The sequence below is a fragment of the Litoreibacter ponti genome, assembly GCF_003054285.1.
Lineage (GTDB): Bacteria > Pseudomonadota > Alphaproteobacteria > Rhodobacterales > Rhodobacteraceae > Litoreibacter > Litoreibacter ponti.
Window position 1 is genome coordinate 1851546 of the sequence record NZ_QBKS01000001.1, and the last position, 21565, is coordinate 1873110.

At 62.5% G+C, this 21565-nt stretch carries 16 protein-coding genes; 3 read left to right on the plus strand and 13 right to left on the minus strand.

Annotation, left to right across the window (positions count from 1 at the left end):
• Positions 1–119: 119 nt before the first annotated feature.
• The 5 genes from tuf to C8N43_RS09445 form a co-directional block, all read right to left on the minus strand.
• Positions 120–1295: an elongation factor Tu gene (gene tuf, locus C8N43_RS09425; protein WP_107845354.1), complete on the minus strand. Its 1176-nt coding sequence runs from the start codon at positions 1293–1295 to the stop codon at positions 120–122.
• A gap of 70 nt (positions 1296–1365) precedes the next feature.
• Positions 1366–3483 (minus strand): elongation factor G, encoded by a 2118-nt coding sequence (fusA, locus tag C8N43_RS09430; protein WP_107845355.1) that lies wholly within the window; start codon positions 3481–3483, stop codon positions 1366–1368.
• 12 nt (positions 3484–3495) lie between these two features.
• The gene (gene rpsG, locus C8N43_RS09435; protein WP_107845356.1) at positions 3496–3966 is read right to left on the minus strand and encodes a 30S ribosomal protein S7; all 471 of its coding nucleotides are present in this window, start codon (positions 3964–3966) and stop codon (positions 3496–3498) included.
• 12 nt (positions 3967–3978) lie between these two features.
• Complete coding sequence (rpsL, locus tag C8N43_RS09440) at positions 3979–4350, minus strand: 30S ribosomal protein S12 (protein ID WP_107845357.1); 372 nt, start codon at positions 4348–4350, stop codon at positions 3979–3981.
• A gap of 277 nt (positions 4351–4627) precedes the next feature.
• Complete coding sequence (locus tag C8N43_RS09445) at positions 4628–5515, minus strand: DMT family transporter (RefSeq protein ID WP_107845358.1); 888 nt, start codon at positions 5513–5515, stop codon at positions 4628–4630.
• Positions 5516–5671: 156 nt separating this feature from the next.
• On the opposite strand from C8N43_RS09445, the gene C8N43_RS09450 reads away from it, so the two are divergent.
• The 3 genes from C8N43_RS09450 to C8N43_RS09460 all read left to right on the plus strand — a co-directional run bounded on the left by C8N43_RS09450 (position 5672) and on the right by C8N43_RS09460 (position 7950).
• The gene (locus C8N43_RS09450) at positions 5672–6850 is read left to right on the plus strand and encodes a Hint domain-containing protein (RefSeq protein WP_107845359.1); all 1179 of its coding nucleotides are present in this window, start codon (positions 5672–5674) and stop codon (positions 6848–6850) included.
• A gap of 88 nt (positions 6851–6938) precedes the next feature.
• The gene (locus C8N43_RS09455) at positions 6939–7409 is read left to right on the plus strand and encodes a hypothetical protein (protein ID WP_107845360.1); all 471 of its coding nucleotides are present in this window, start codon (positions 6939–6941) and stop codon (positions 7407–7409) included.
• An 82-nt stretch (positions 7410–7491) separates the two neighbouring features.
• Complete coding sequence (locus C8N43_RS09460; RefSeq protein WP_211308575.1) at positions 7492–7950, plus strand: hypothetical protein; 459 nt, start codon at positions 7492–7494, stop codon at positions 7948–7950.
• 162 nt (positions 7951–8112) lie between these two features.
• Here C8N43_RS09460 and rpoC read toward each other — a convergent pair whose 3' ends face one another.
• The 8 genes from rpoC to C8N43_RS09500 all read right to left on the minus strand — a co-directional run bounded on the left by rpoC (position 8113) and on the right by C8N43_RS09500 (position 21452).
• Positions 8113–12357: a DNA-directed RNA polymerase subunit beta' gene (gene rpoC, locus C8N43_RS09465; protein ID WP_107845361.1), complete on the minus strand. Its 4245-nt coding sequence runs from the start codon at positions 12355–12357 to the stop codon at positions 8113–8115.
• 92 nt (positions 12358–12449) lie between these two features.
• Positions 12450–16586: a DNA-directed RNA polymerase subunit beta gene (rpoB, locus tag C8N43_RS09470; RefSeq protein ID WP_107845362.1), complete on the minus strand. Its 4137-nt coding sequence runs from the start codon at positions 16584–16586 to the stop codon at positions 12450–12452.
• 243 nt (positions 16587–16829) lie between these two features.
• A complete protein-coding gene (gene rplL / locus C8N43_RS09475; protein WP_107845363.1) occupies positions 16830–17210 on the minus strand; it encodes a 50S ribosomal protein L7/L12 in 381 nt (126 codons plus the stop codon).
• A 69-nt stretch (positions 17211–17279) separates the two neighbouring features.
• On the minus strand, positions 17280–17795 hold the full coding sequence (rplJ, locus tag C8N43_RS09480; protein WP_107845364.1) for a 50S ribosomal protein L10: 516 nt from the start codon (positions 17793–17795) through the stop codon (positions 17280–17282).
• Between the two features lie 285 nt (positions 17796–18080).
• Positions 18081–18989 (minus strand): hypothetical protein, encoded by a 909-nt coding sequence (locus C8N43_RS09485; RefSeq protein WP_107845365.1) that lies wholly within the window; start codon positions 18987–18989, stop codon positions 18081–18083.
• 117 nt (positions 18990–19106) lie between these two features.
• Positions 19107–19997 carry a LicD family protein gene (locus C8N43_RS09490; protein ID WP_107845366.1) on the minus strand — a complete coding sequence of 297 codons (891 nt, stop codon included), beginning with the start codon at positions 19995–19997 and terminating at the stop codon, positions 19107–19109.
• A gap of 125 nt (positions 19998–20122) precedes the next feature.
• The gene (locus C8N43_RS09495) at positions 20123–20569 is read right to left on the minus strand and encodes an FAD synthase family protein (protein ID WP_107845367.1); all 447 of its coding nucleotides are present in this window, start codon (positions 20567–20569) and stop codon (positions 20123–20125) included.
• Entirely contained in the window at positions 20559–21452 is an 894-nt protein-coding gene (locus tag C8N43_RS09500) for a LicD family protein (protein WP_107845368.1), read from the minus strand. The genes C8N43_RS09495 and C8N43_RS09500 overlap by 11 nt, the downstream gene beginning before the upstream one ends.
• Between the last annotated feature and the right edge of the window lie 113 nt (positions 21453–21565).

Consider the following 21565-nt stretch of genomic DNA (forward strand, 5'->3'; position numbering starts at 1 on the left):
GTGTTGACGTAGTGAAAAAGGCCGCCTCCTGTTGGAAGCGGCCTTTTCTGTTTCTACCGGGTGATGCTCTCGGTGATCGCCTTGGCGATCACCTGCCGCACACTGGGTCCGTTTCAAAATCACTCGGTGATTTTGGAAACGACCCCTGCGCCAACCGTCCGGCCGCCCTCGCGGATGGCGAAGCGCAGGCCCTGCTCCATCGCGATGGGCGCGATCAGCTCGACGTCGAACTTCAGGTTGTCGCCCGGCATCACCATCTCGGTGCCCGACGGCAGCTCAACCGTGCCCGTCACATCCGTCGTGCGGAAGTAGAACTGCGGGCGGTAGTTGGCGAAGAACGGCGTGTGACGGCCACCCTCTTCCTTGGTCAGGATGTAGGCCTCGGCCTCGAACTTCGTGTGGGGCTTCACCGAGCCCGGCTTGCACAGCACCTGGCCGCGCTCCACGCCCTCACGGTCCACGCCGCGCAGCAGCGCGCCGATGTTGTCGCCAGCCTCGCCACGATCCAGCAGCTTGCGGAACATCTCGACGCCGGTGCAGGTGGTCTTCGAGGTGTCGCGGATGCCCACGATCTCGATCTCGTCACCCACATTGATCACGCCACGCTCGACACGGCCGGTCACAACGGTGCCGCGGCCGGAGATCGAGAACACGTCCTCGATCGGCATCAGGAAGGGCTGGTCCACGGCGCGCTCGGGGGTCGGGATGTACTCGTCCACGGCGGCCATCAGCTTGCGGATCGACTCTTCGCCGATCTCGGGGTTGTTGCCTTCCATCGCGGCCAGAGCCGAGCCCGGAATGACGGGGATGTCGTCGCCGGGGTAGTCGTAGGAGGACAGCAGCTCGCGGATCTCCATCTCGACGAGCTCCAGCAGCTCCTCGTCGTCCACCTGGTCGACCTTGTTCATGTAGACGACCATCTTCGGGATGCCCACCTGGCGGCCCAGCAGGATGTGCTCGCGGGTCTGGGGCATCGGGCCGTCGGCGGCGTTCACCACCAGGATCGCGCCGTCCATCTGGGCGGCCCCGGTGATCATGTTCTTGACGTAGTCGGCGTGGCCGGGGCAGTCGACGTGCGCGTAGTGGCGCGTGTCGGTCTCGTACTCCACGTGCGCCGTCGAGATCGTGATCCCGCGGGCCTTCTCTTCCGGCGCGCCGTCGATCTGGTCATACGCCTGGAAGTCGCCGAAATACTTCGTGATCGCCGCCGTCAGCGTCGTCTTGCCGTGGTCAACGTGGCCAATCGTGCCAATGTTAACGTGCGGTTTTGTGCGTTCAAACTTTTCCTTAGCCATGATGGCCTCCTTTAGAATTCGTTATGTGGACCCCGGGTCGAGCCCGGGGTCGCCCAAGCCCCCGCGGGGCTTAGGCGAATTTTGCCTGGATCTCTTCGGAGATGTTGGACGGCACCGGCTCGTAATGGTCGAACTGCATGGTGAAGTTCGCCCGGCCCGAGGACATCGACCGCAGGGTGTTGATGTAGCCGAACATGTTGGCCAGCGGCACGAAGGCGTCGATCGCGATGGCGTTGCCGCGCGTATCCTGCCCCTGCACCTGCCCGCGACGGGACGTCAGGTCGCCGATGATGCCACCGGTATACTCCTCAGGCGTCACCACCTCGACCTTCATGATCGGCTCGAGCAGCTTGGCACCAGCCTTCCGCATACCCTCGCGCATACACATACGGGCGGCGATCTCGAAGGCGAGAACCGAAGAGTCCACGTCGTGGAACTTGCCGTCGATCAGGGCCACCTTGAAGTCGATCACGGGGAAGCCGGCCAGCGGGCCGCTATCCATGACCGAGTTGATGCCCTTCTCCACGCCGGGGATGTATTCCTTCGGCACGGCACCACCAACGATGCGGCTCTCGAAGGAGTACCCTTCGCCGGGCTCCGTGGGCGTGATGATGAGCTTGACCTCGCCGAACTGACCCGAACCACCCGACTGCTTCTTGTGGGTGTAGGTGTGCTCGACCTCGTGACCGATGGTCTCGCGGTAGGCCACCTGCGGGGCGCCGATGTTGGCCTCGACCTTGAACTCGCGCTTCAGGCGATCCACCAGAATGTCGAGGTGAAGTTCGCCCATACCCTTCATGATGGTCTGACCGGACTCGAGGTCTGTTTCCACCCGGAAGGAGGGGTCTTCGGCGGCAAGGCGCTGCAGACCCATGGACATCTTCTCCTGGTCGGCCTTGGTCTTCGGCTCGACGGCGATCTCGATCACCGGATCTGGGAAGGTCATCGTCTCGAGAACGACCTGCTCCTTGTCGTCGGACAGCGTGTCCCCGGTGGTGGTGTCCTTCAGACCCGCCAGCGCGATGATGTCACCTGCGAATGCTTCGGTGATCTCGTCCTGCTTGTTGGAGTGCATCATGACCATCCGGCCAATCCGCTCCTTGCGGCCCTTCGTGGTGTTCATCAGGTTGTCGCCCTTGGCGAGCGTGCCCGAATAAATCCGCGTGAAGGTCAGCGTGCCCATGTAGGGGTCGTTCATGATTTTGAACGCCAGGCCCGAGAACGGCATGTTGTCATCGGCGCGGCGCGCGATGTTGCGGGTCTCGGTCTCGTCGCCGGGGGCGAAGCCCATGTAGTCGACCACGTCCAGCGGGCTGGGCAGGTAGTCCACAACGGCGTTGAGCAGCGGCTGCACGCCCTTGTTCTTGAAGGCCGAGCCACAGAGCACGGGGATGAACTTGATTGCCAGCGTGCCCTTGCGGATCAGCGACCGCAGGGTGTCCACGTCGGGCTCTTCGCCTTCGAGGTAGGCCATCATCGCGTCGTCGTCCATTTCGACGGCGGTCTCGACCAGCTTGGCGCGCCATTCGTCGGCGGTGGCTTTCAGGCTGTCGCGCACGGGCTTCTTCACCCAGGATGCGCCCAGGTCTTCGCCTTCCCAGACCCACTCTTCCATGGTGACCAGGTCCACGATGCCCTCAAGCTCGTTCTCGGAGCCGATGGGGATCTGGATCGGCGCAGGCGTGGCGCCCGTGCGGTCCTGGATCATGTGGACGCAGTTGAAGAAGTCGGCGCCGATCTTGTCCATCTTGTTGACGAACACGATGCGCGGAACCTTGTAGCGGTCGGCCTGGCGCCAGACGGTCTCGGTCTGGGGCTCGACGCCTGCGTTGGCGTCCAGCACGGCGACAGCACCGTCGAGCACGGCCAGCGAACGCTCGACCTCAATGGTGAAGTCCACGTGGCCGGGGGTGTCGATGATGTTCATGCGGTGCTTGGGCGTGTCAGGGGTGGACCCGTCCTCGGTGCGCTCCCAGAAGGTGGTCGTCGCAGCGGAGGTAATCGTGATCCCGCGCTCCTGCTCCTGCTCCATCCAGTCCATGGTGGCCGCACCATCGTGCACCTCACCGATGTTGTGGGACTTGCCGGTGTAATACAGGATACGCTCGGAGCAAGTGGTCTTGCCGGCATCGATATGCGCCATGATGCCGAAGTTGCGGTACAGCTCGAGGGGATACTCGCGTGCCATGTGATAAATTCCTTACCAGCGGTAGTGGCTGAACGCTTTGTTGGCGTCGGCCATCTTGTGGGTGTCTTCGCGCTTCTTGACGGCCGAGCCGCGGGAGTTGACCGCGTCCATCAGCTCGCCTGCGAGGCGCTCTTCCATGGTGTTCTCGTTGCGGGCGCGGGCGGCCTTGATCAGCCAGCGGATGGCCAGCGCCTCACGGCGCTCGGGGCGCACTTCGACGGGCACCTGGTAGGTGGCACCACCGACGCGGCGGGAGCGAACCTCAACGGAGGGTTTGATCAGCTCGAGCGCCTCGTGGAACACTTCCACGGGAGCTTTCTTCAGCTTGGCCTCAACGCGGTCGAACGCGTTGTAGACGATACGCTCTGCGACCGACTTCTTGCCGTCGATCATCAGGTTGTTCATGAATTTGGTCAGAACCAGATCACCAAACTTGGCGTCGGGCAGGACTTGGCGCTTTTCGGCAGCGTGACGACGTGACATGTGATCTCTTCCTTACTTCGGACGCTTCGCGCCGTATTTCGAGCGGCGTTGCTTACGGTCTTTGACGCCCTGGGTGTCCAGCACGCCGCGCAGGATGTGGTAGCGCACACCGGGAAGGTCTTTCACACGACCACCGCGGATCAGGACCACCGAGTGCTCCTGCAGGTTGTGGCTTTCACCGGGGATGTAGGAGATCACCTCGAAACCGTTGGTCAGGCGCACCTTGGCAACCTTCCGCATAGCGGAGTTCGGCTTCTTCGGCGTGGTGGTGTACACGCGGGTGCAGACGCCACGCTTTTGCGGGCACTCCTGCAGGTGCATGGACTTCGAGGTCTTGCGTTTCGGCTGCCGCGGCTTGCGGATCAGCTGCTGGATCGTTGGCATTCAGGTTTCCCCTTGCTTGCATCATCGTTTGGGACGCGCGTCCCGTTTATTCATTTTTCGCGCTCGCGCGTCCGCAAACACAAAGACCCGCAGCGGGTTAGCCCTACCTGGGATCCGCGCGGTGGAGTTACAGAGGATCGAGACACTCAAAACGCGTCCGGATCGTGACCACTAGATTTTGGCATCAAACCGGGCGTACCCCGGCCTATTGAGGCGCTCAATAAAAGGGTTGCGGGTGGGTGTCAACAGCTGCCGGTGCGCGCCGTGTGGACGCAGCCTACCTGAGGCGCAGGCCGCGCGCGATCAGGCGCTGCTCGCGCCACAGCGTATAGCCCCCTGCCCCCACCACGATGGACGCGCCGACCATGGTCAGCACATCGGGCCAATCGCCAAATACCGCGTAGCCAAGGATCAGCGCGACCAGCAGGCTGGAGTAGCGAAACGGCGCGACGAAGGCGATCTCGCCCGACCTCATCGCCAGCACCGAAAACAAGTAGCCGCCGATCACGAACAGCGCCGCGCCGCCAAGCTGCAGCAGCGCCAGCCCCGAGACCGGCTGCCACTGCGTCCCGATCGAGGCGAGCCCCGAAAAGCCCCCGACCCCGAAGGCCGCCGAGATCGCAATCGTCATCGTCGGCACCTCGCGCGAGATGCGCCGGGCGCACAGGTCGCGCACGGTGACCAGGGCCACCGCGATCAGCGCGTAGACCGAGTAGGTGTTGAACCCCTCTGTGCCGGGCCGCACGATCAGTAGGACCCCCGCCAACCCCACGAGGATTGCAGTCAACCTGCGCCAGCCAACCTGCTCGCGAAACACGAAAGCCCCCGCCAGCGTCACCGTCAGGGGCAGCGCCTGCAGGATGGCGGTGATGTTGGCGATCGGCATGTTGAACAGCGCGGAGATGAAGAACCCCGCCGCCGCCGCCTCGACCAGCGTCCGCAGGGCGATCAGCCAGCGGTCCGCGCGCGGCACCGGCGTGTGAAAGACCCCCGCGCGCCATGCCATGGCCCCCATGAAGGCGAGCACGCCCAAGGAGCGCAGGAACATCGCCTGAAACAGCGGCAGCTCATCCGACAGGGCCTTCATGCACGCGTCATTGACGGTGAAGGCCGTCATCGAGCCCACCATGAAGAGCGCCCCGCGCATGTTCTCCGACAGTGCCATGGCGGCAGGCGTAGCAGCGCCACGCGGCCCGAGACAGCGCAAATCGCGCGCGTCAGTCCGAAAAATGCCCCGCGATGGTCTTGAGATTGCCGTGCTCCGGGCCGGGTGGCTCCGCATTTGGCGGCCAGAAGAGGCGTTGTAACGAATGGATTGCGTATGGCCGACAAACTCTCCAGCGGCGTCTTCATTGCCGAGATCCTGGCCGACAACGCCGGGAGCTCTGCCGTGGACGTGGACGGCGATGGGCAGGCCAACAAGGCCGACGAATTCATCGAGATCCAGAACACATCCGGCAACGTCATCGACCTGAGCACCTATCAGCTGTGGTCCGAGAAAGAGGGTCTGCTGCACGCGTTCCAGTCCGGCGACACGCTGGCCCCGGGTGCCACGGCGACGGTGCTTGGCGAATATCAGGGCACGCCGCCCGCCGGATCGGGCCTTTACGAGGCGACCGACGAGACCGGCAACCAGATCAACACCAACAGCGTCAATTGGCTGCCCGATGGCGAAGGGCAGAAGTTCGATTCGATCTTTCTGGTGAACACGGCGACGGGCGAGTACGTCGTGCTGTCCTATGGCAACCCACCCCGGACGCCCACGCTGCCCGACGGCTTTCCCGGCACCAACCAATCGGGCGCGGGCGAGAGCATCGACAGCTCCGCGCCCAACGGACGCGCCTTTGCCCGCGATGAGAACGGCGTTCTGGTCGAGACCGACCCGACGCCGGGTGACCCGGATGTTCCCTGTTTCGTGGCAGGCTGTCTGATCGACACGCCAAGCGGGCCGCGCCCCGTTGAGGAGCTGCGGCCCGGCGATCTGGTCAATTCACGCGATCATGGCCCTGTGCCCGTGCAGGCGGTCGCGCGCACGGTGCTGGACCGTCGCCAGCTGCGCCGCAATCCTGACCTGTGGCCGGTGCGGTTTGCGCCTGGTGCGATCGGCAATGACAGGCCTCTGGCCGTGTCGGCGCAGCACCGGATGCTGCTGGCAAGCGAGCTCAGCGAGATGCTCATGGGCACGCGAGAGGCGCTTGCGGCGGCTCGGTTCTTCATCGGGCAGCCCGGGGTCGAGCTGGCGGCGCCCCATGGATCGGTCACCTACATTCATCTGCTTTTCGCGCGCCACGAGGTGATCCGCGCCGCGGGCGCGTGGTCGGAGAGCCTGTTCACCGGTGATCTGGCGTCGCGACTGATGCGGCAGCAGGCAAGCTGGGCCGTCCGTGATGGCGTCTCTTTGCAAGCCATCCAGCATGTCGAGACCGCACGCCCGATCCTGCGCCAATTCGAGGCGCAGGTCCTGCTTGCCCCGATCCCTCGCGCAGCCGCGATGGGCTAGTTTCCGCCTGCGCACGATGGCGTGAAGGAACAGGCCCCGAAACCTGCCCGTTCACCCAGCAGACATCACAACCAGAAAGGATGTTTGCATGCTGAATACATACACAAGACCCGCCGCTGCCGCGTTGATCTTGCTGGGGGCCAGCGCCGCCACCGCAATGACCCCTGTGGAACAGGTCACTGTCAACGTAGATCTGGCCGCGCTGGAGAACGAAAGGGCCGCCACCTACTGGAACGAGATCGCCGACGATCTGGAGGTCGCGATCATCGAGCGCCTGACCCCGCAATTGTCGGAGGAGGGCGCGTCGGTCGAGATCGACCTTGACGAAGTGTCACTGGCCAACAGCTTCGAAAGCACGCTGGGGCTGGAGGAGAACTTCCTGATTGGCGACGTAAAGATCTCGGGCGAGCCGAAATACACGCTGAAAGTGAGCTACGAGCAGGCCGCCGCCTTTTTTCCGCAGACCGCGGACACCGACGGTGCGCTCTATGACAGCCCGCATTACTACGATGGCATGATCGACGCCTTCGCCGACAATGTGGTCAGCAAGTTGAAGTGATGCCGCGCTGATCCGATGAAGGCCCGCTCTTCCCGAGCGGGCCTTTTTCGTGGGAGGGTTCCGTATCAATAGGAGCAACCCCATGAGCGATCTCAGCACGTACCGCGCCGCCTCCGGCAAATTGGTGCCGGTCTGGACCTTGGAGGTGCAGACCCTTCCCGAAGACACGGACCACATCCTCGATGCGGTGATGGCGGTGCATCCGCTGAGCTTCGGGCGCTATCAGCGCAACGCGTCGATCTCGGCGGTCGGGCGGGAGACCGCGCAGCCCGAGCCCGGGTCCACCACGACCACCCATGTCGAGGGGTTCGACGCGGGCGCGACGGAAACCTATCCGATGGTCGAGCTGAAGATTTCCATCGAGCGGGACCTCGCCGCGCTGGAACGGGTGATGGACGCGATCATCGAGGTGCATCACTACGAGGAGCCTGTGATCTTCGTGCGCGAGGACTGGGCGAGCCGGGCGCGATATGATCCCAATAGCACCAACCCCCATCGATGGTGGAACAACGGACGCGGGTTGCCTGACCGTTTGGAATAAGCGCTTCGCGGTGAAGGGTGAGCCGAAAAGCGTCTTGGAAGACGCTTTCGACGCGAATTTCGATTCGCGTTGGAAAGGCCGTTCCAACGGCCTTCCCCGCCAAAAGAAAAAGCCCCGCCGGATTTCTCCGGCGGGGCTTTTCATCTCTACGTCAGGTAACGCTTATTCGTCGCGGCTTTCCGGCGTGTCGACCATGATGGTCTCCATCGGATCGTCGCCCATCGGCGCTTCTTCCGGAGCGGCCAAGGCCAGAGCGGCTTCGGCTTCCGCCTTGCGCGCCTCGATGACGACATTGTCGCGCTCCTGGGCGATGCGGCGCATTTTCTGGGTCGCGCCACCGGTGCCCGCCGGGATCAGGCGGCCCACGATGACGTTCTCCTTCAGGCCGATCAGCTTGTCGCGCTTGCCTTGGGTCGACGCTTCGGTCAGCACACGGGTGGTCTCCTGGAAGGAGGCCGCCGAGATGAAGCTGCGGGTCTGCAGCGACGCCTTGGTGATGCCCAGCAGGATCGGCTCGCCGGTGGCGGGCTCGCCACCTTTGGCCACGGCCTTCTCGTTGGCCGCGTCGAACTCTGCCTTGTCCACATGCTCGCCCTTCAGCAGGGTCGTCGTCCCGGAGGACTGAATTTCCCACTTCTGGAGCATCTGGCGCACGATCACCTCGATGTGCTTGTCGTTGATCTTCACACCTTGCAGGCGGTAGACGTCCTGAACCTCGTCGATCATGTAATCGGCGAGCGCCTCCACACCCATGATGGCGAGGATGTCATGGGGGGCGGGGTTGCCATCCATGATGTAGTCGCCTTTCTGGACGAAGTCGCCTTCGGCCACGGGGATATGTTTGCCCTTTGGCACCATGTATTCGACCTTGGTATCCGAGTCCTCGGAGCTTTCGATCGCGATACGGCGCTTGTTCTTGTAGTCCTTGCCGAACCGCACATAGCCGTCGATTTCCGCGATGATGGCGTGGTCCTTGGGGCGACGTGCCTCAAAGAGTTCGGCCACACGGGGCAGACCACCGGTGATGTCCTTGGTCTTGGCACCCTCACGCGGGATACGCGCGACCACGTCACCGGCCACGATGTCCTGGCCATCTTCGATGGACAGGATGGCGTCCACGGACATCGGGTAAGTGGCAGGGTTGCCATTCTCCAGACGCATGGGCTCGCCATCGGGGCCTTCGAGGATGATCTCGGGCTTCAGGTCGTTGCCTTTCGGCGCCGCCCGCCAGTCGACCACGATCTTCTGGGTCATGCCCGTCGCCTCGTCGGTCTCGTCGCGCACCGCGATGCCGGAGATCAGGTCCACGAAGCGGGCCTTACCGTCCTTCTCGGCGATGATCGGCAGGGTGTAGGGGTCCCACTCGAACAGCTTGTCGCCACGGGTAACCTTGGCGCCATCCTTGACGTGCAGCTTGGAGCCGTAGCCGATCTTGTGGCGAGCCCGCTCGGTGCCGTTGTCGTCGGTGATGGTGAGCTGCATGTTCCGGCCCATGACCACCTGCTCGCCATTGGCGTTCTTCAGGATCGAGGCGTTCTCGAAGGCGACCTTGCCCTCTTGACTGGCCTCGAGGAACGACTGCTGGCCACCTTGCGCCACGCCGCCGATGTGGAAGGTCCGCATCGTCAGCTGGGTGCCGGGCTCACCGATGGACTGCGCGGCGATGATGCCGACAGCTTCACCGGTGTTGACCAGCGTACCGCGGGCGAGGTCACGGCCGTAGCACATGGCGCAGACGCCCTCTTCCGCCTCACAGGTCAGCGGCGAACGCATCCGGGCGGTCGGAATATCCGCCGCGTCGATGGCATCGGCCTTGCGCTCGTCGATCAGCTCGTTGCGGGCCACGATCACTTCATCGGTGCCGGGCACAAGAATATCCTCGGCCGCGGTCCGCCCCAGCAGACGCTCGCCAATGGAGGCCACGACCTCACCATCATTGATCGCCGAAGAGGCATTGATGAAGTTCTCGGTGCCACAATCATGCATACGCACGATGCAGTCCTGCGCCACGTCCACCAGACGGCGGGTCAGGTAGCCCGAGTTGGCGGTCTTCAGGGCGGTGTCCGACAGACCCTTCCGGGCGCCGTGGGTGGAGTTGAAGTACTCCAGCACGGTCAGACCTTCCTTGAAGTTCGAGATGATCGGCGTCTCGATGATCTCGCCATTCGGCTTGGCCATCAGGCCGCGCATGCCGCCCAGCTGCTTCATCTGGGTGACAGAGCCACGGGCCCCGGAGTGCGCCATCATGTAGACCGAGTTCGGCTCCTTCTCGGCGCCAGCGTCGTCGGTGCCGGCCTCCGAGATGTTCGACATCATGGCCTCGGTGACCTGATCGTTACACTTTGACCAGGCATCGATCACCTTGTTGTACTTCTCGCCCTGGGTGATCAGGCCGTCCATGTACTGCTGTTCGAACTCTTTGACCTGATTGCGGGTGTCATCCACGATCGGCCACTTGGTGTCCGGGATCAGCATGTCGTCCTTGCCAAACGAGATACCGGCCTTGAAGGCTTCCTTGAAGCCCATGGACATGATCTGGTCGCAGAAGATGACCGATTCTTTCTGGCCGCAATAGCGGTAGACGGTGTCGATGACCTGCTGCACTTCCTTCTTGCGAAGCAAACGGTTGACCAGGCTGAACGGCGCTTTCGCGTTCAAAGGCAGCAGCGCGCCAAGGCGGACGCGACCGGGCGTGGTCTCGAAGCGGGTCATCACTTCGTTGCCCTCTTCGTCGATCTGCGGCAGGCGGGCCTGGATTTTGGCATGCAGATGCACTTCGCCCGCGTCCAGCGCGTGCTGGACCTCTTCCACATCGGCAAAGATCTTGCCTTCGCCCTTCATGCCATCGCGCTGCATCGAGATGTAATACAGGCCAAGGATCATGTCCTGCGACGGCACGATGATCGGCGCACCGTTGGCGGGCGACAGAACGTTGTTCGTGGACATCATCAGGACGCGGGCTTCCAGCTGCGCCTCAAGGCTCAGCGGCACGTGCACAGCCATCTGGTCGCCGTCAAAGTCGGCGTTGAAGGCGGAACAGACCAGCGGGTGCAGCTGGATGGCCTTGCCTTCGATCAGAACCGGCTCGAACGCCTGGATGCCAAGACGGTGCAGTGTGGGCGCACGGTTCAGCATGACCGGATGCTCGCGGATCACCTCGTCGAGGATATCCCACACTTCGGGGCGCTCTTTTTCGACCAGCTTCTTGGCCTGTTTCACCGTCGAGCTGAGGCCCTTGGCCTCCAGCCGCGAGTAGATGAACGGCTTGAACAGCTCGAGCGCCATCTTCTTGGGCAGGCCGCACTGGTGCAACTTCAGCTCCGGCCCCGTCACGATGACCGAACGACCCGAGAAGTCGACGCGCTTGCCGAGAAGGTTCTGACGGAAGCGGCCCTGCTTGCCTTTCAGCATGTCGGACAGCGACTTCAGCGGGCGCTTGTTGGCCCCCGTGATGGTCCGGCCACGACGACCGTTGTCGAACAGCGCATCGACGGATTCCTGCAGCATCCGCTTCTCGTTACGCACGATGATGTCGGGCGCGCGCAGCTCGATCAGGCGCTTCAGGCGGTTGTTCCGGTTGATCACGCGGCGGTACAGATCGTTCAGGTCGGAGGTCGCGAAGCGGCCCCCATCCAGCGGCACCAGCGGGCGCAGCTCTGGCGGGATGACCGGAACGACGGTCAGTACCATCCACTCGGGACGGTTGCCGGACTCGAGGAAGTTCTCCACCAGTTTCAGGCGCTTGATGATCTTCTTGGGCTTCAGCTCACCAGTTGCTTCCGCGAGGTCTTCGCGCAGCTGCTCAGCTTCCGCTTCCAGATCGATGGCGGCCAGCATTTCGCGGATCGCTTCCGCGCCGATATTAGCGGTGAAGGCGTCCATGCCATAGGCGTCCTGCGCGTCGAGGAATTCCTCTTCGCTCATCAGCTGGCCGTATGTCAGGTCGGTCAGGCCAGGCTCGATCACCACGTAGTTCTCGAAGTAGAGAATGCGTTCCAGATCGCGCAGGGTCATGTCCAGCATCAGGCCGATGCGGCTGGGCAGCGACTTGAGGAACCAGATGTGGGCGACGGGGGCTGCCAGCTCGATATGGCCCATACGCTCGCGGCGCACTTTCTGAAGCGTGACTTCCACGCCGCATTTCTCGCAGACAACGCCGCGATACTTCATGCGCTTGTATTTGCCGCACAGGCATTCGTAGTCCTTGATCGGGCCAAAGATACGCGCGCAGAACAGGCCGTCACGCTCGGGCTTGAACGTACGGTAGTTGATGGTCTCGGGCTTTTTGATCTCGCCATAGGACCACGACAAGATGCGCTCGGGCGAGGCCAGCGAGACCTTGATCTCGTCAAAGCTTTTCGGCGGAGCGATCGGGTTGAACGGGTTGGTTGTCAGTTCCTGGTTCATTTTCAATTCCTTGAATTGGGACGTTTGGGCTGGGAGGGGAAAGGGCCTTCGAAGGCCCTTTCAAAAGCGTTTTCGAAAACGCTTTTTGGTCCCTATTCCTCACCCTCCGCATCCAGGAGTTCCATGTTGAGGCCAAGGCCCCTGACTTCTTTCACGAGCACATTGAACGATTCCGGGATACCGGCCTCGAAATTGTCCTCGCCCTTGACGATGCTCTCGTAGACCTTGGTCCGGCCCGCCACGTCGTCCGACTTCACCGTCAGCATCTCCTGCAGGGTGTAGGCGGCGCCGTAGGCTTCGAGCGCCCAGACTTCCATCTCACCGAAGCGCTGGCCGCCGAACTGCGCCTTACCACCCAGCGGCTGCTGCGTGACGAGCGAGTACGGCCCGGTGGAGCGTGCGTGGATCTTGTCGTCGACAAGGTGGTGCAGCTTGAGCAGGTACTTTACGCCCACGGTCACGGGGCGCGCGAATTGCTCACCCGTGCGACCGTCGAACAGGACCGACTGACCGGAGGTATCGAAACCGGCCTTCGTCAGCGCCTCGTTGACATCGGCCTCTTTGGCCCCGTCGAACACAGGCGTGGCGATCGGCACACCGCGGCGGACCGCCTCGGCGCTTTCGATCATGTCCTCTTCGCGCATCGCGCCGAAGGCCTCATCATACGTCTCGGAGCCATAAGCGTGCTCGAGCGCTTCGCGCACCGGCTGGCTGTCGCCGGAGCGTTTGAACTCGTCGAGCGCGTCGTCGATCTTCAGGCCCAAACCGCGTGCGGCCCAGCCCATGTGGGTCTCGAGGATCTGACCGACGTTCATGCGCGACGGCACGCCCAGCGGGTTCAGACAGAAGTCGACAGGGGTACCATCCTCGAGGAACGGCATGTCCTCCATCGGGACCACTTTCGAGATCACACCCTTGTTGCCGTGACGACCGGCCATCTTGTCGCCGGGCTGCAGCTTGCGCTTCACAGCCACGAAGACCTTGACCATCTTCATCACGCCCGGGGGCAGATCGTCGCCACGGCGGACCTTCTCGACCTTGTCCTCGAACCGGGCCTGAAGCGCGTTCTTCTGCGCCTCATACTGGCCGTTCAGGGCCTCGACCGCGGCGGCTTCAGTCTCTTCTTCCAGAGCCAGCTGCCACCATTGGCCGCGCGACAGGGTCTCGAGCAGTTCCGGCGTGATTTCCGAGTTCGGCTTGACGCCTTTCGGACCTTTCACGGCCTTCTTGCCGAGGATCATGCCTTGCAGACGGGCGTAGATGTTACGGTCGAGAATGGCCATCTCATCGTCGCGGTCACGGGCCAGACGCTCGATCTCTTCACGCTCGATCTGCAGCGAGCGCTCGTCTTTTTCAACGCCGTGGCGGTTGAACAGACGCACTTCCACCACGGTGCCGAAGTCACCGGGCTTCACGCGCAGCGACGTGTCACGCACGTCCGAGGCTTTCTCACCGAAGATGGCACGCAGAAGCTTTTCTTCCGGCGTCATCGGGCTTTCGCCCTTCGGCGTGATCTTACCCACCAGAATATCGCCCGGCTCGACGTCAGCGCCGATATAGACGATGCCCGCCTCGTCGAGGTTGCGCAGGGCTTCCTCGCCGACATTGGGGATGTCGCGGGTGATCTCTTCCGGGCCGAGCTTCGTGTCACGGGCGGCGACTTCGAATTCCTCGATATGGATCGAGGTGAAGACGTCGTCACGCGCGATGCGCTCGGAGATCAGGATCGAGTCCTCGTAGTTGTAGCCATTCCACGGCATGAACGCGACGAGCACGTTCTTACCAAGCGCCAGCTCGCCCATATCGGTCGACGGGCCATCGGCCACGACCTGACCGGCGGACACTACGTCGCCCACCTTCACCAGCGGACGCTGGTTGATGCAGGTGTTCTGGTTGGACCGCTGGAACTTGCGCAGACGGTAGATGTCCACGCCGGGATCGCCGGGTTCCAGATCATCCGTAACGCGTACCACGATCCGGGTGGCGTCCACCTGGTCGATGATGCCGCCACGGGCGGCCTGGATGGCAGCGCCGGAATCCGTTGCCACGACGCCCTCGATGCCCGTGCCCACGTAGGGCGCATCGGCCTGCAGAAGCGGCACAGCCTGACGTTGCATGTTCGAGCCCATCAAGGCGCGGTTGGCGTCGTCATTCTCAAGGAACGGGATCAGCGAGGCTGCGACCGAGACCAACTGCTTCGGGCTCACGTCGATCAGGTCGACTTCGCCTTTGGGCGACAGCGGGTACTCCCCGCCCTTCCGGCTGGTGACCAGATCGTTGACGAACTGGCCATCGTCGGTCAGCGTCGCATTGGCCTGCGCCACGGTGTGACGCTGCTCTTCGGTGGCCGATAGGTAGACCACCTCGTCGGTGACAGAGCCGTTTTCGACCTTGCGATACGGCGTCTCGATGAAGCCATATTTGTTCACACGGGCGAAGGTCGCCAGCGAGTTGATCAGACCAATGTTCGGCCCTTCCGGTGTCTCAATCGGGCACATGCGACCGTAATGGGTCGGGTGCACGTCGCGCACCTCGAAACCAGCGCGCTCGCGGGTCAGACCGCCCGGCCCAAGCGCGGACAGGCGACGCTTATGCGTCACTTCCGACAGCGGGTTGGTCTGGTCCATGAACTGCGACAGCTGCGAGGAGCCGAAGAATTCACGCACAGCCGCCGCGGCGGGCTTGGCGTTGATCAGGTCCTGTGGCATCACGGTGTCGATTTCGACCGAGGACATACGCTCTTTGATCGCACGCTCCATACGGAGCAGACCGACGCGGTACTGGTTCTCCATCAGCTCGCCGACCGAACGCACCCGGCGGTTGCCAAGGTGGTCGATGTCGTCGATGTCGCCGCGCCCGTCGCGCAGATCCACCAGCGCCTTGATGCAGGCGATGATGTCTTCGCGGCGCAGAGTGCGCACGGTGTCTTCGGCGTCGAGATCAAGACGCATGTTCATCTTGACCCGGCCCACGGCGGACAGGTCGTAGCGCTCGCTGTCGAAGAACAGCGTGTCAAACAGCGCGGAGGCGCTCTCGACGGTGGGCGGCTCGCCCGGGCGCATGACGCGGTAGATGTCCATCAGCGCGGTCTCGCGGCTGAAGTTCTTGTCCTGCGCGACGGTGTTGCGGATGTAGGGGCCCACATTGATGCCGTCGATGTCGAGAACCGGGATTTCGGTTACGCCATTGTCGATCAGTGTCTTCAGGGTGCCACCGGTGACCTCGTCATTCTTGTCGAGTTCCCATGTCAGCTCATCGCCCGCTTCGACCCAGATCTCGCCGGTCTCTTCGTTGATGATGTCTTGCGCCACGAAGCGGCCCACGATGCCTTCGAACGGCAGCAGGATATCGGTGACGGAGCCGTCGTCGATCAGCTTCTTGACGGCGCGCGGGGTGACTTTCTTGCCAGCCTCGGCGATCACTTCGCCGGTCTTGGCGTCGACCACGTCCATGGTCGGCTTGGTGCCCTTGATGCGCTCGGGGAAGAACTTGGTGGCCCAGCCCTTGTTCTTCACCTGCTTGAAGGTGACCGTGTCGTAATAGGCATTCATGATGCCTTCCTGGTCCAGGCCAAGGGCATAGAGCAGGGTCGAGACGGGCAGTTTGCGGCGGCGGTCGATGCGCGCGAACACGATGTCCTTGGCGTCGAACTCGAAGTCCAGCCAGCTGCCGCGGTAGGGGATGATGCGGCAGGCGAAGAGCAGTTTGCCCGAAGAGTGGGTCTTGCCCTTGTCGTGGTCGAAGAACACGCCGGGGGAGCGGTGCATCTGGGATACGATCACGCGCTCGGTGCCGTTCACAACGAACGTCCCGTTCGGGGTCATCAGGGGCATGTCGCCCATGAAGACGTCCTGCTCCTTGATGTCCTTGACCGACTTGGCGCCGGTGTCTTCGTCGATATCGAACACGATCAGGCGCAGGGTGACTTTCAGCGGGGCGCTGTAGGTCATGTCGCGCTGCTGGCACTCTTCGACGTCGTATTTGGGCTTCTCCAGCTCGTACTTGACGAATTCAAGCACGGCGGTCTCGTTGAAGTCCTTGATGGGGAAGACCGACTGGAAGACACCCTTGATGCCTTCGCCGTCCATCGGCTCCAGCTGGTCGCCGGACTTCAGGAACAGGTCATAGGAGGATTTCTGGACCTCGATGAGGTTCGGCATTGCCAGAACTTCGCGGATTTTGCCGAAATATTTGCGGATGCGTTTTTGACCAACGTATGTTTGAGCCATGCTCGTCAGTGCCTTTCAATTTTCCTCGGACACGTCACCCCGGGGCCGGGTGGCATGCCACTTGGATCAAGGAGGTCTGGTTCAATACCTGCGCGCCGTCCCACGGGCGTGCTCCCGAACCTGTGCCGCTCCTTAGAAAAAGCTTTGCGCGGCAAAGCCCTCTCTGAGACGCGGAAAGCCGGACCCGAAAATTGCTTCGGGTCCAGCTCTTTTCATGTGGTACGCAGCGAGGCTGCGCCCGGATTACTTCAGTTCGACTTCGGCGCCAGCTGCTTCCAGCTTGCCCTTGATCTCTTCTGCTTCGGCCTTGTCGACGCCTTCTTTGACAGCTTTGCCGCCGGCTTCGACCAGGTCTTTTGCTTCTTTCAGGCCCAGGCCGGTGATGCCGCGAACCTCTTTGATGACGTTGATCTTGGATGCGCCTGCGGCGACCAGGATGACGTCAAATTCGGATTTCTCCTCGGCAGCGCCGCCGGCGTCGCCGCCAGCAGGACCAGCCATCATCACTGCGCCGCCAGCTGCGGGCTCGATGCCGTACTCGTCCTTGAGGATGGTTTTCAGTTCTTGTGCTTCGAGAAGGGTCAGACCAACGATCTCTTCAGCAAGTTTCTTCAGATCAGCCATTTTACTGTTTCCGTTCTATTAAGATGTGTTCCAACGCGAGGTTTACAACCCACGAAGGTCGGTCGAGGATTAGGCGGCTGCCTTCTCCTCGATGGTGCTGAGAATGCTTGCCACGTTCGAGGCAGGTGCGCCAATCGCGCCGGCGATGTTCGAGGCGGGGGCGCCGATGCAGCCCACGATGGAAGCGATAAGCTCCTCGCGAGACGGCATAGCGGCCACGGCTTTCACACCAGCGACGTCCAACGCGCTGTCGCCCATGGCTCCGCCAAGAATTTGCAACTTCTCGTTGCTCTTGGCGTAGTCGTTGACCACCTTGGCAGCTGCCACGGGGTCTTCGGAATAGGCGAGAACGGTCATACCCGAGAGATACTGGGAGATGCTTTCGCAGGGCTTCCCCTCAAGGGCGATCTTGGCGAGCCTGTTCTTGGCGACACGCACGGACCCGCCCACTTCACGCATTTGCGCGCGCAGGTCCTGCATCTCAGCAACCGTGAGACCTTCGTAATGGCTTACAACCACCACGCCAGAGCTTTCAAAGATCTGGCCGAGCTCGTCGACCAACTTCTCTTTTTGTGCTCTATCCACAGTTTTACTCCAATTGTGGGGCCATGTGACCCCGGCTCAGTCTAACCGGATCACTCCGGCGGTTGGGTCCATCGTTACGGGACGCCCGAACCGCCTGGAGCCGTGATCACGAGCCCTCAGTCAATCTGGTCTGGTCCCGTCTCAGGCAGGAATTAAAGGGAAATCTTGACTTATCCCAAACCCGCCATCTCGGACGAAACATGCCGCGCGACGAATCGCACGGCATATATGGGTGTTGCATTAGCGGCTTATGGCCCGGGCTGGAACCCCCAAGGCGCACTTTTCTCAGGGCGCGGGGGCCAGTTTGCTGAGGAATGGCGCGAATTCACGCTTGCGGGCCGCCCAAGGGAAAGTAAAGCGCGGATTGGGCGTGCGCCAGCCCTTGCCGTAGTTCGCCGCCAGCAGTGTCTCCGGCTTGGCGGGCAGGTTGATGCCCGTCGCGGCGCAGGGCTTGAGCGGCCACACATCCGTATAGCGCAGCCCGCGACGCGAATAGGGATAGATCGAGTAGCGGCGGCGGGTGCCGAAGGCGGGGAACAGATCGACCTCGAACCCGTCGATGCTGGGCAGTTTGATGATCGCGTTGCCCTCGTTGCGAATGGAGCACTCCAGCCCTTCGGCTTGCAGCTTCTCGAACAGCTCGGTGAAGGCGCGGGCGGCGGCGGCATCGGTCGTTACGTCCAGCATCACGGCCAGATCGATATCGTCGTCATGGGCCAGCAACCCGCCCTCACGGGTCAGGCCCAAAAGCGTGCCGGAATTGGCGAAGGCGGGGTAGCCCATCTGTGCGAGCTTCGAGATCAGGTCGCGCACGCCCTGATAGACCGCCTGCGGGTCCGCATCCGCAAGGCTGCGGTCGGTGAAGCCATGCCCGGTCATGTTCAGGCCGTCGAGCTTGGCTGTGACCTTTGCCTCGAACGCCTCGTAGGCGCGCATGTCGCCGCGGCGCGCGCCCGCCGCGCGCAACCGCTCGAGACGGGCATTGGCCCGCCCCGGACGGCACCGCCCGGCGACGCTGTTGGCGACGACGGCCTCGGAGTAGATGTCGAGAACTTTCAGGCAATGGGGCATCCGGTCGAGCCTGCGCAAATGCTTGCGCGCGGTCTCGGCGGGCAGGTCCTTGGCACCCTTGAGCGCCTGCAGCCCGTCGTGACGGATGTCATAGAGCGCCTCGTAATGTGCCATATCAACCATGTCGCCAGCCCCTGCCTCGCCCCGTTTCGTTGCAAGGATTTCACCCCGAGAATGGGGCGCAAATGTGAACAATCCGTGGAGATGTTTGGGATTGTCGACCAAAAGGCAGCGGCAGGGCTATTCCTTCGCGCATTCCTCGATCAGGACGGCGAACTTCTCTTTCTGCGCAACCCAGGGGAACGCAAAGCGCGGGTTCGGCGTGCGCCAGTCCTTGCCGTAATTCTCCTCGAGCAGCCGCTCGGGGTTGGCGGGCAGCGGCGCGCCGCTGATCGGGCAGTCCTTCAGCGGCCAGACGTCATTGTAGGTCAGCTGTTTGCGCGAATACGGGAAGATATTGTAGCGCCGGAACGTGCCGTAGGCGGGGAAGATGTCGACGTTGAAGCCCTCGATATAGGGCATCTTGATGATGACGTTCTTGCTTTCGGCCAGATGGCAGTCGATGCCTTCGGCCAGCAACATGCCCAGCAGAACCTTGAACTCCTCGGCCGCGTCCTCGTCGGTGCGGGCCTGCAGGATGACCGCGAGGTCGATGTCGTCGTCATAGGCGATCGGGCCCTTGTCGCGGATCATGCCAAGTAGGGTACCGGAGTTGATGAAGCTGTCGTAGCCAAGCTTCTTGAGCAGCGTGACGATCTTCTGGATGCCGTCGTATAGCTTTTGCGGGTCCGCATCCGACAGGTTGCGGGTGCGGAAGCCGTGATTGCCGAAGCTCACGCCATGCAGGTTATCGGCGAGCATTGCCTCGAGCGCGAGATACTCGTCATAGGTGCCCTGCTTGTGATGGGCGTCGCGCAGCCGGGCCATCTGGCGATTTGCTGCGGCGGGACGGCATTTGCCCAGGATCGAGTTGAGCACGAAGGCCTCGCGATAGGGCAGCGTGTCCTTGGTCTCGCTGCTCATCTCGTCCATGACCATCAGGCGCTTGCGCGGTTTCAGATCGACATACTTGTCGTTCAGGGCCGCGCGCGCGTCCTGGACATAGAGTTCGATGATCGCCTGTTCGTCCATGGTCTTGCCCTCAATCCCGGTGCGGATCCCAAGATATTTTTATATCGTCTTTTTGCGTGAGTCAGCCTGTTGCGATCACGCCACCACGGCGGTACGGGGCCAGTATATGTGCCCCGCAGTCTGGCTCAGGCCCTGGCGGCGCGCCGCTCGCTGGCCCCTTTCGGAGCTGCGGAGCGTTCGACCACGATGTTCTTCAGCTTTGTCGTCGACACGCCGTCGGTGCGCGGCAGGTAGACGACCTCGCAATAGGCGCTCAGCTCGTCGAACTTGCCGGTCCAGTCGGAGCCCATGGCGAAGATATCCGCCTCAAGGCGCTGCACGTCGAGCGGCTTCTGGTCCCAGCTGCACTCGGGGAAGACATCATCGACGAAGCGGCAGGCGCGCAGGATCGTCGCGCGGTCCTCGTAGGGCATGACGCAGGTCTTGCCCTTGATCGCGTTGAACTCGTCGGACGAGCAGCCCACCACCAGCCGGTCACCCAGCGCGGACAGGCGTTCCAGCAGCCGGACATGGCCCACATGAAACAGGTCGAACGTGCCGTAGGTCAGCACAGTGCGCGGCTTATTGGCCATTGGAGAACTCCTTCATCAGGATAGAGAATTTTTCTTTCTGGGGCCCCCAGGGGAATGAGAAACGCTGGTTTGGCACGCGCCAATCTTCACCGTAATTCTCGGCCAGCAGAACCTCGGGGTTCGCGGGCAGCGGCAAGCCGCTCACCGCGCAGGTCTGCAGCGGCCAAACATCGCCGTAATGCAGCGTGCGTCGGGCATAGGGGAAGATGCTGTAGCGGCTGTAGGCGCCATAGGCCGGGAACAGATCAACCTCGAACCCGTCGATGCTGGGCAGTTTGATGATCGGGTTGCCGCTCTTGATCATGTGGCAGTCGAGGCCGCGGTCACACAGCGCCTGCTTCAGCGCAATGAACTCGGAGGCGGCCGCGCCATCGCGGGTGGACTTCAGCAGAACCGCCAGATCGATGTCGTCGTCATAGGGGATCAGCTTGCCGTCGCGCACCAGCCCCAACAGGGTGCCGGAATTGGCGAAGCACTCGTAGCCCAGATCGCGCAGCACGGCGATCAGTTCCTGGATGCTGGCATAGACGGCCTTGGGGTCCGTGTCGTCGAGCGAGCGCTCGCGGAAGCCATGCTTGCCGAATTCCAGCCCGTCGAGATGCTCTTTCAGCATGGCCTCGAAGCTGGCGTACTCATAGAGCGTGTCTGCCTTGAGATGCGCGTCGCGCAGCATCGCCATGTGCCGGTTCGCAGCGGCCGGGCGGCAGCGCCCAAGGGCGGCATTGACCACATAGGCCTCGCGGAACGTGTTGGTCTTGCGCAGCCGCGGCGGCATCTTGTCCATGCGTCGCACCACCTGGCGCGGTCGTAGGGTCACGGGCTCCCCGCGCAGGGCGCGGAAGCTGTCGTCGCGGAGTTTTTGTAGTGTCTCGATCGTGCTCATTGTTTCGATACCCACCGTTGATCGTTGGGCATTAAGAAACAATGCAAATAAGGCTCAAATGGGACGCAAAAATGAAAAAAGGGCGTCTCTTTCGAGCGCCCTTTTCAATGATT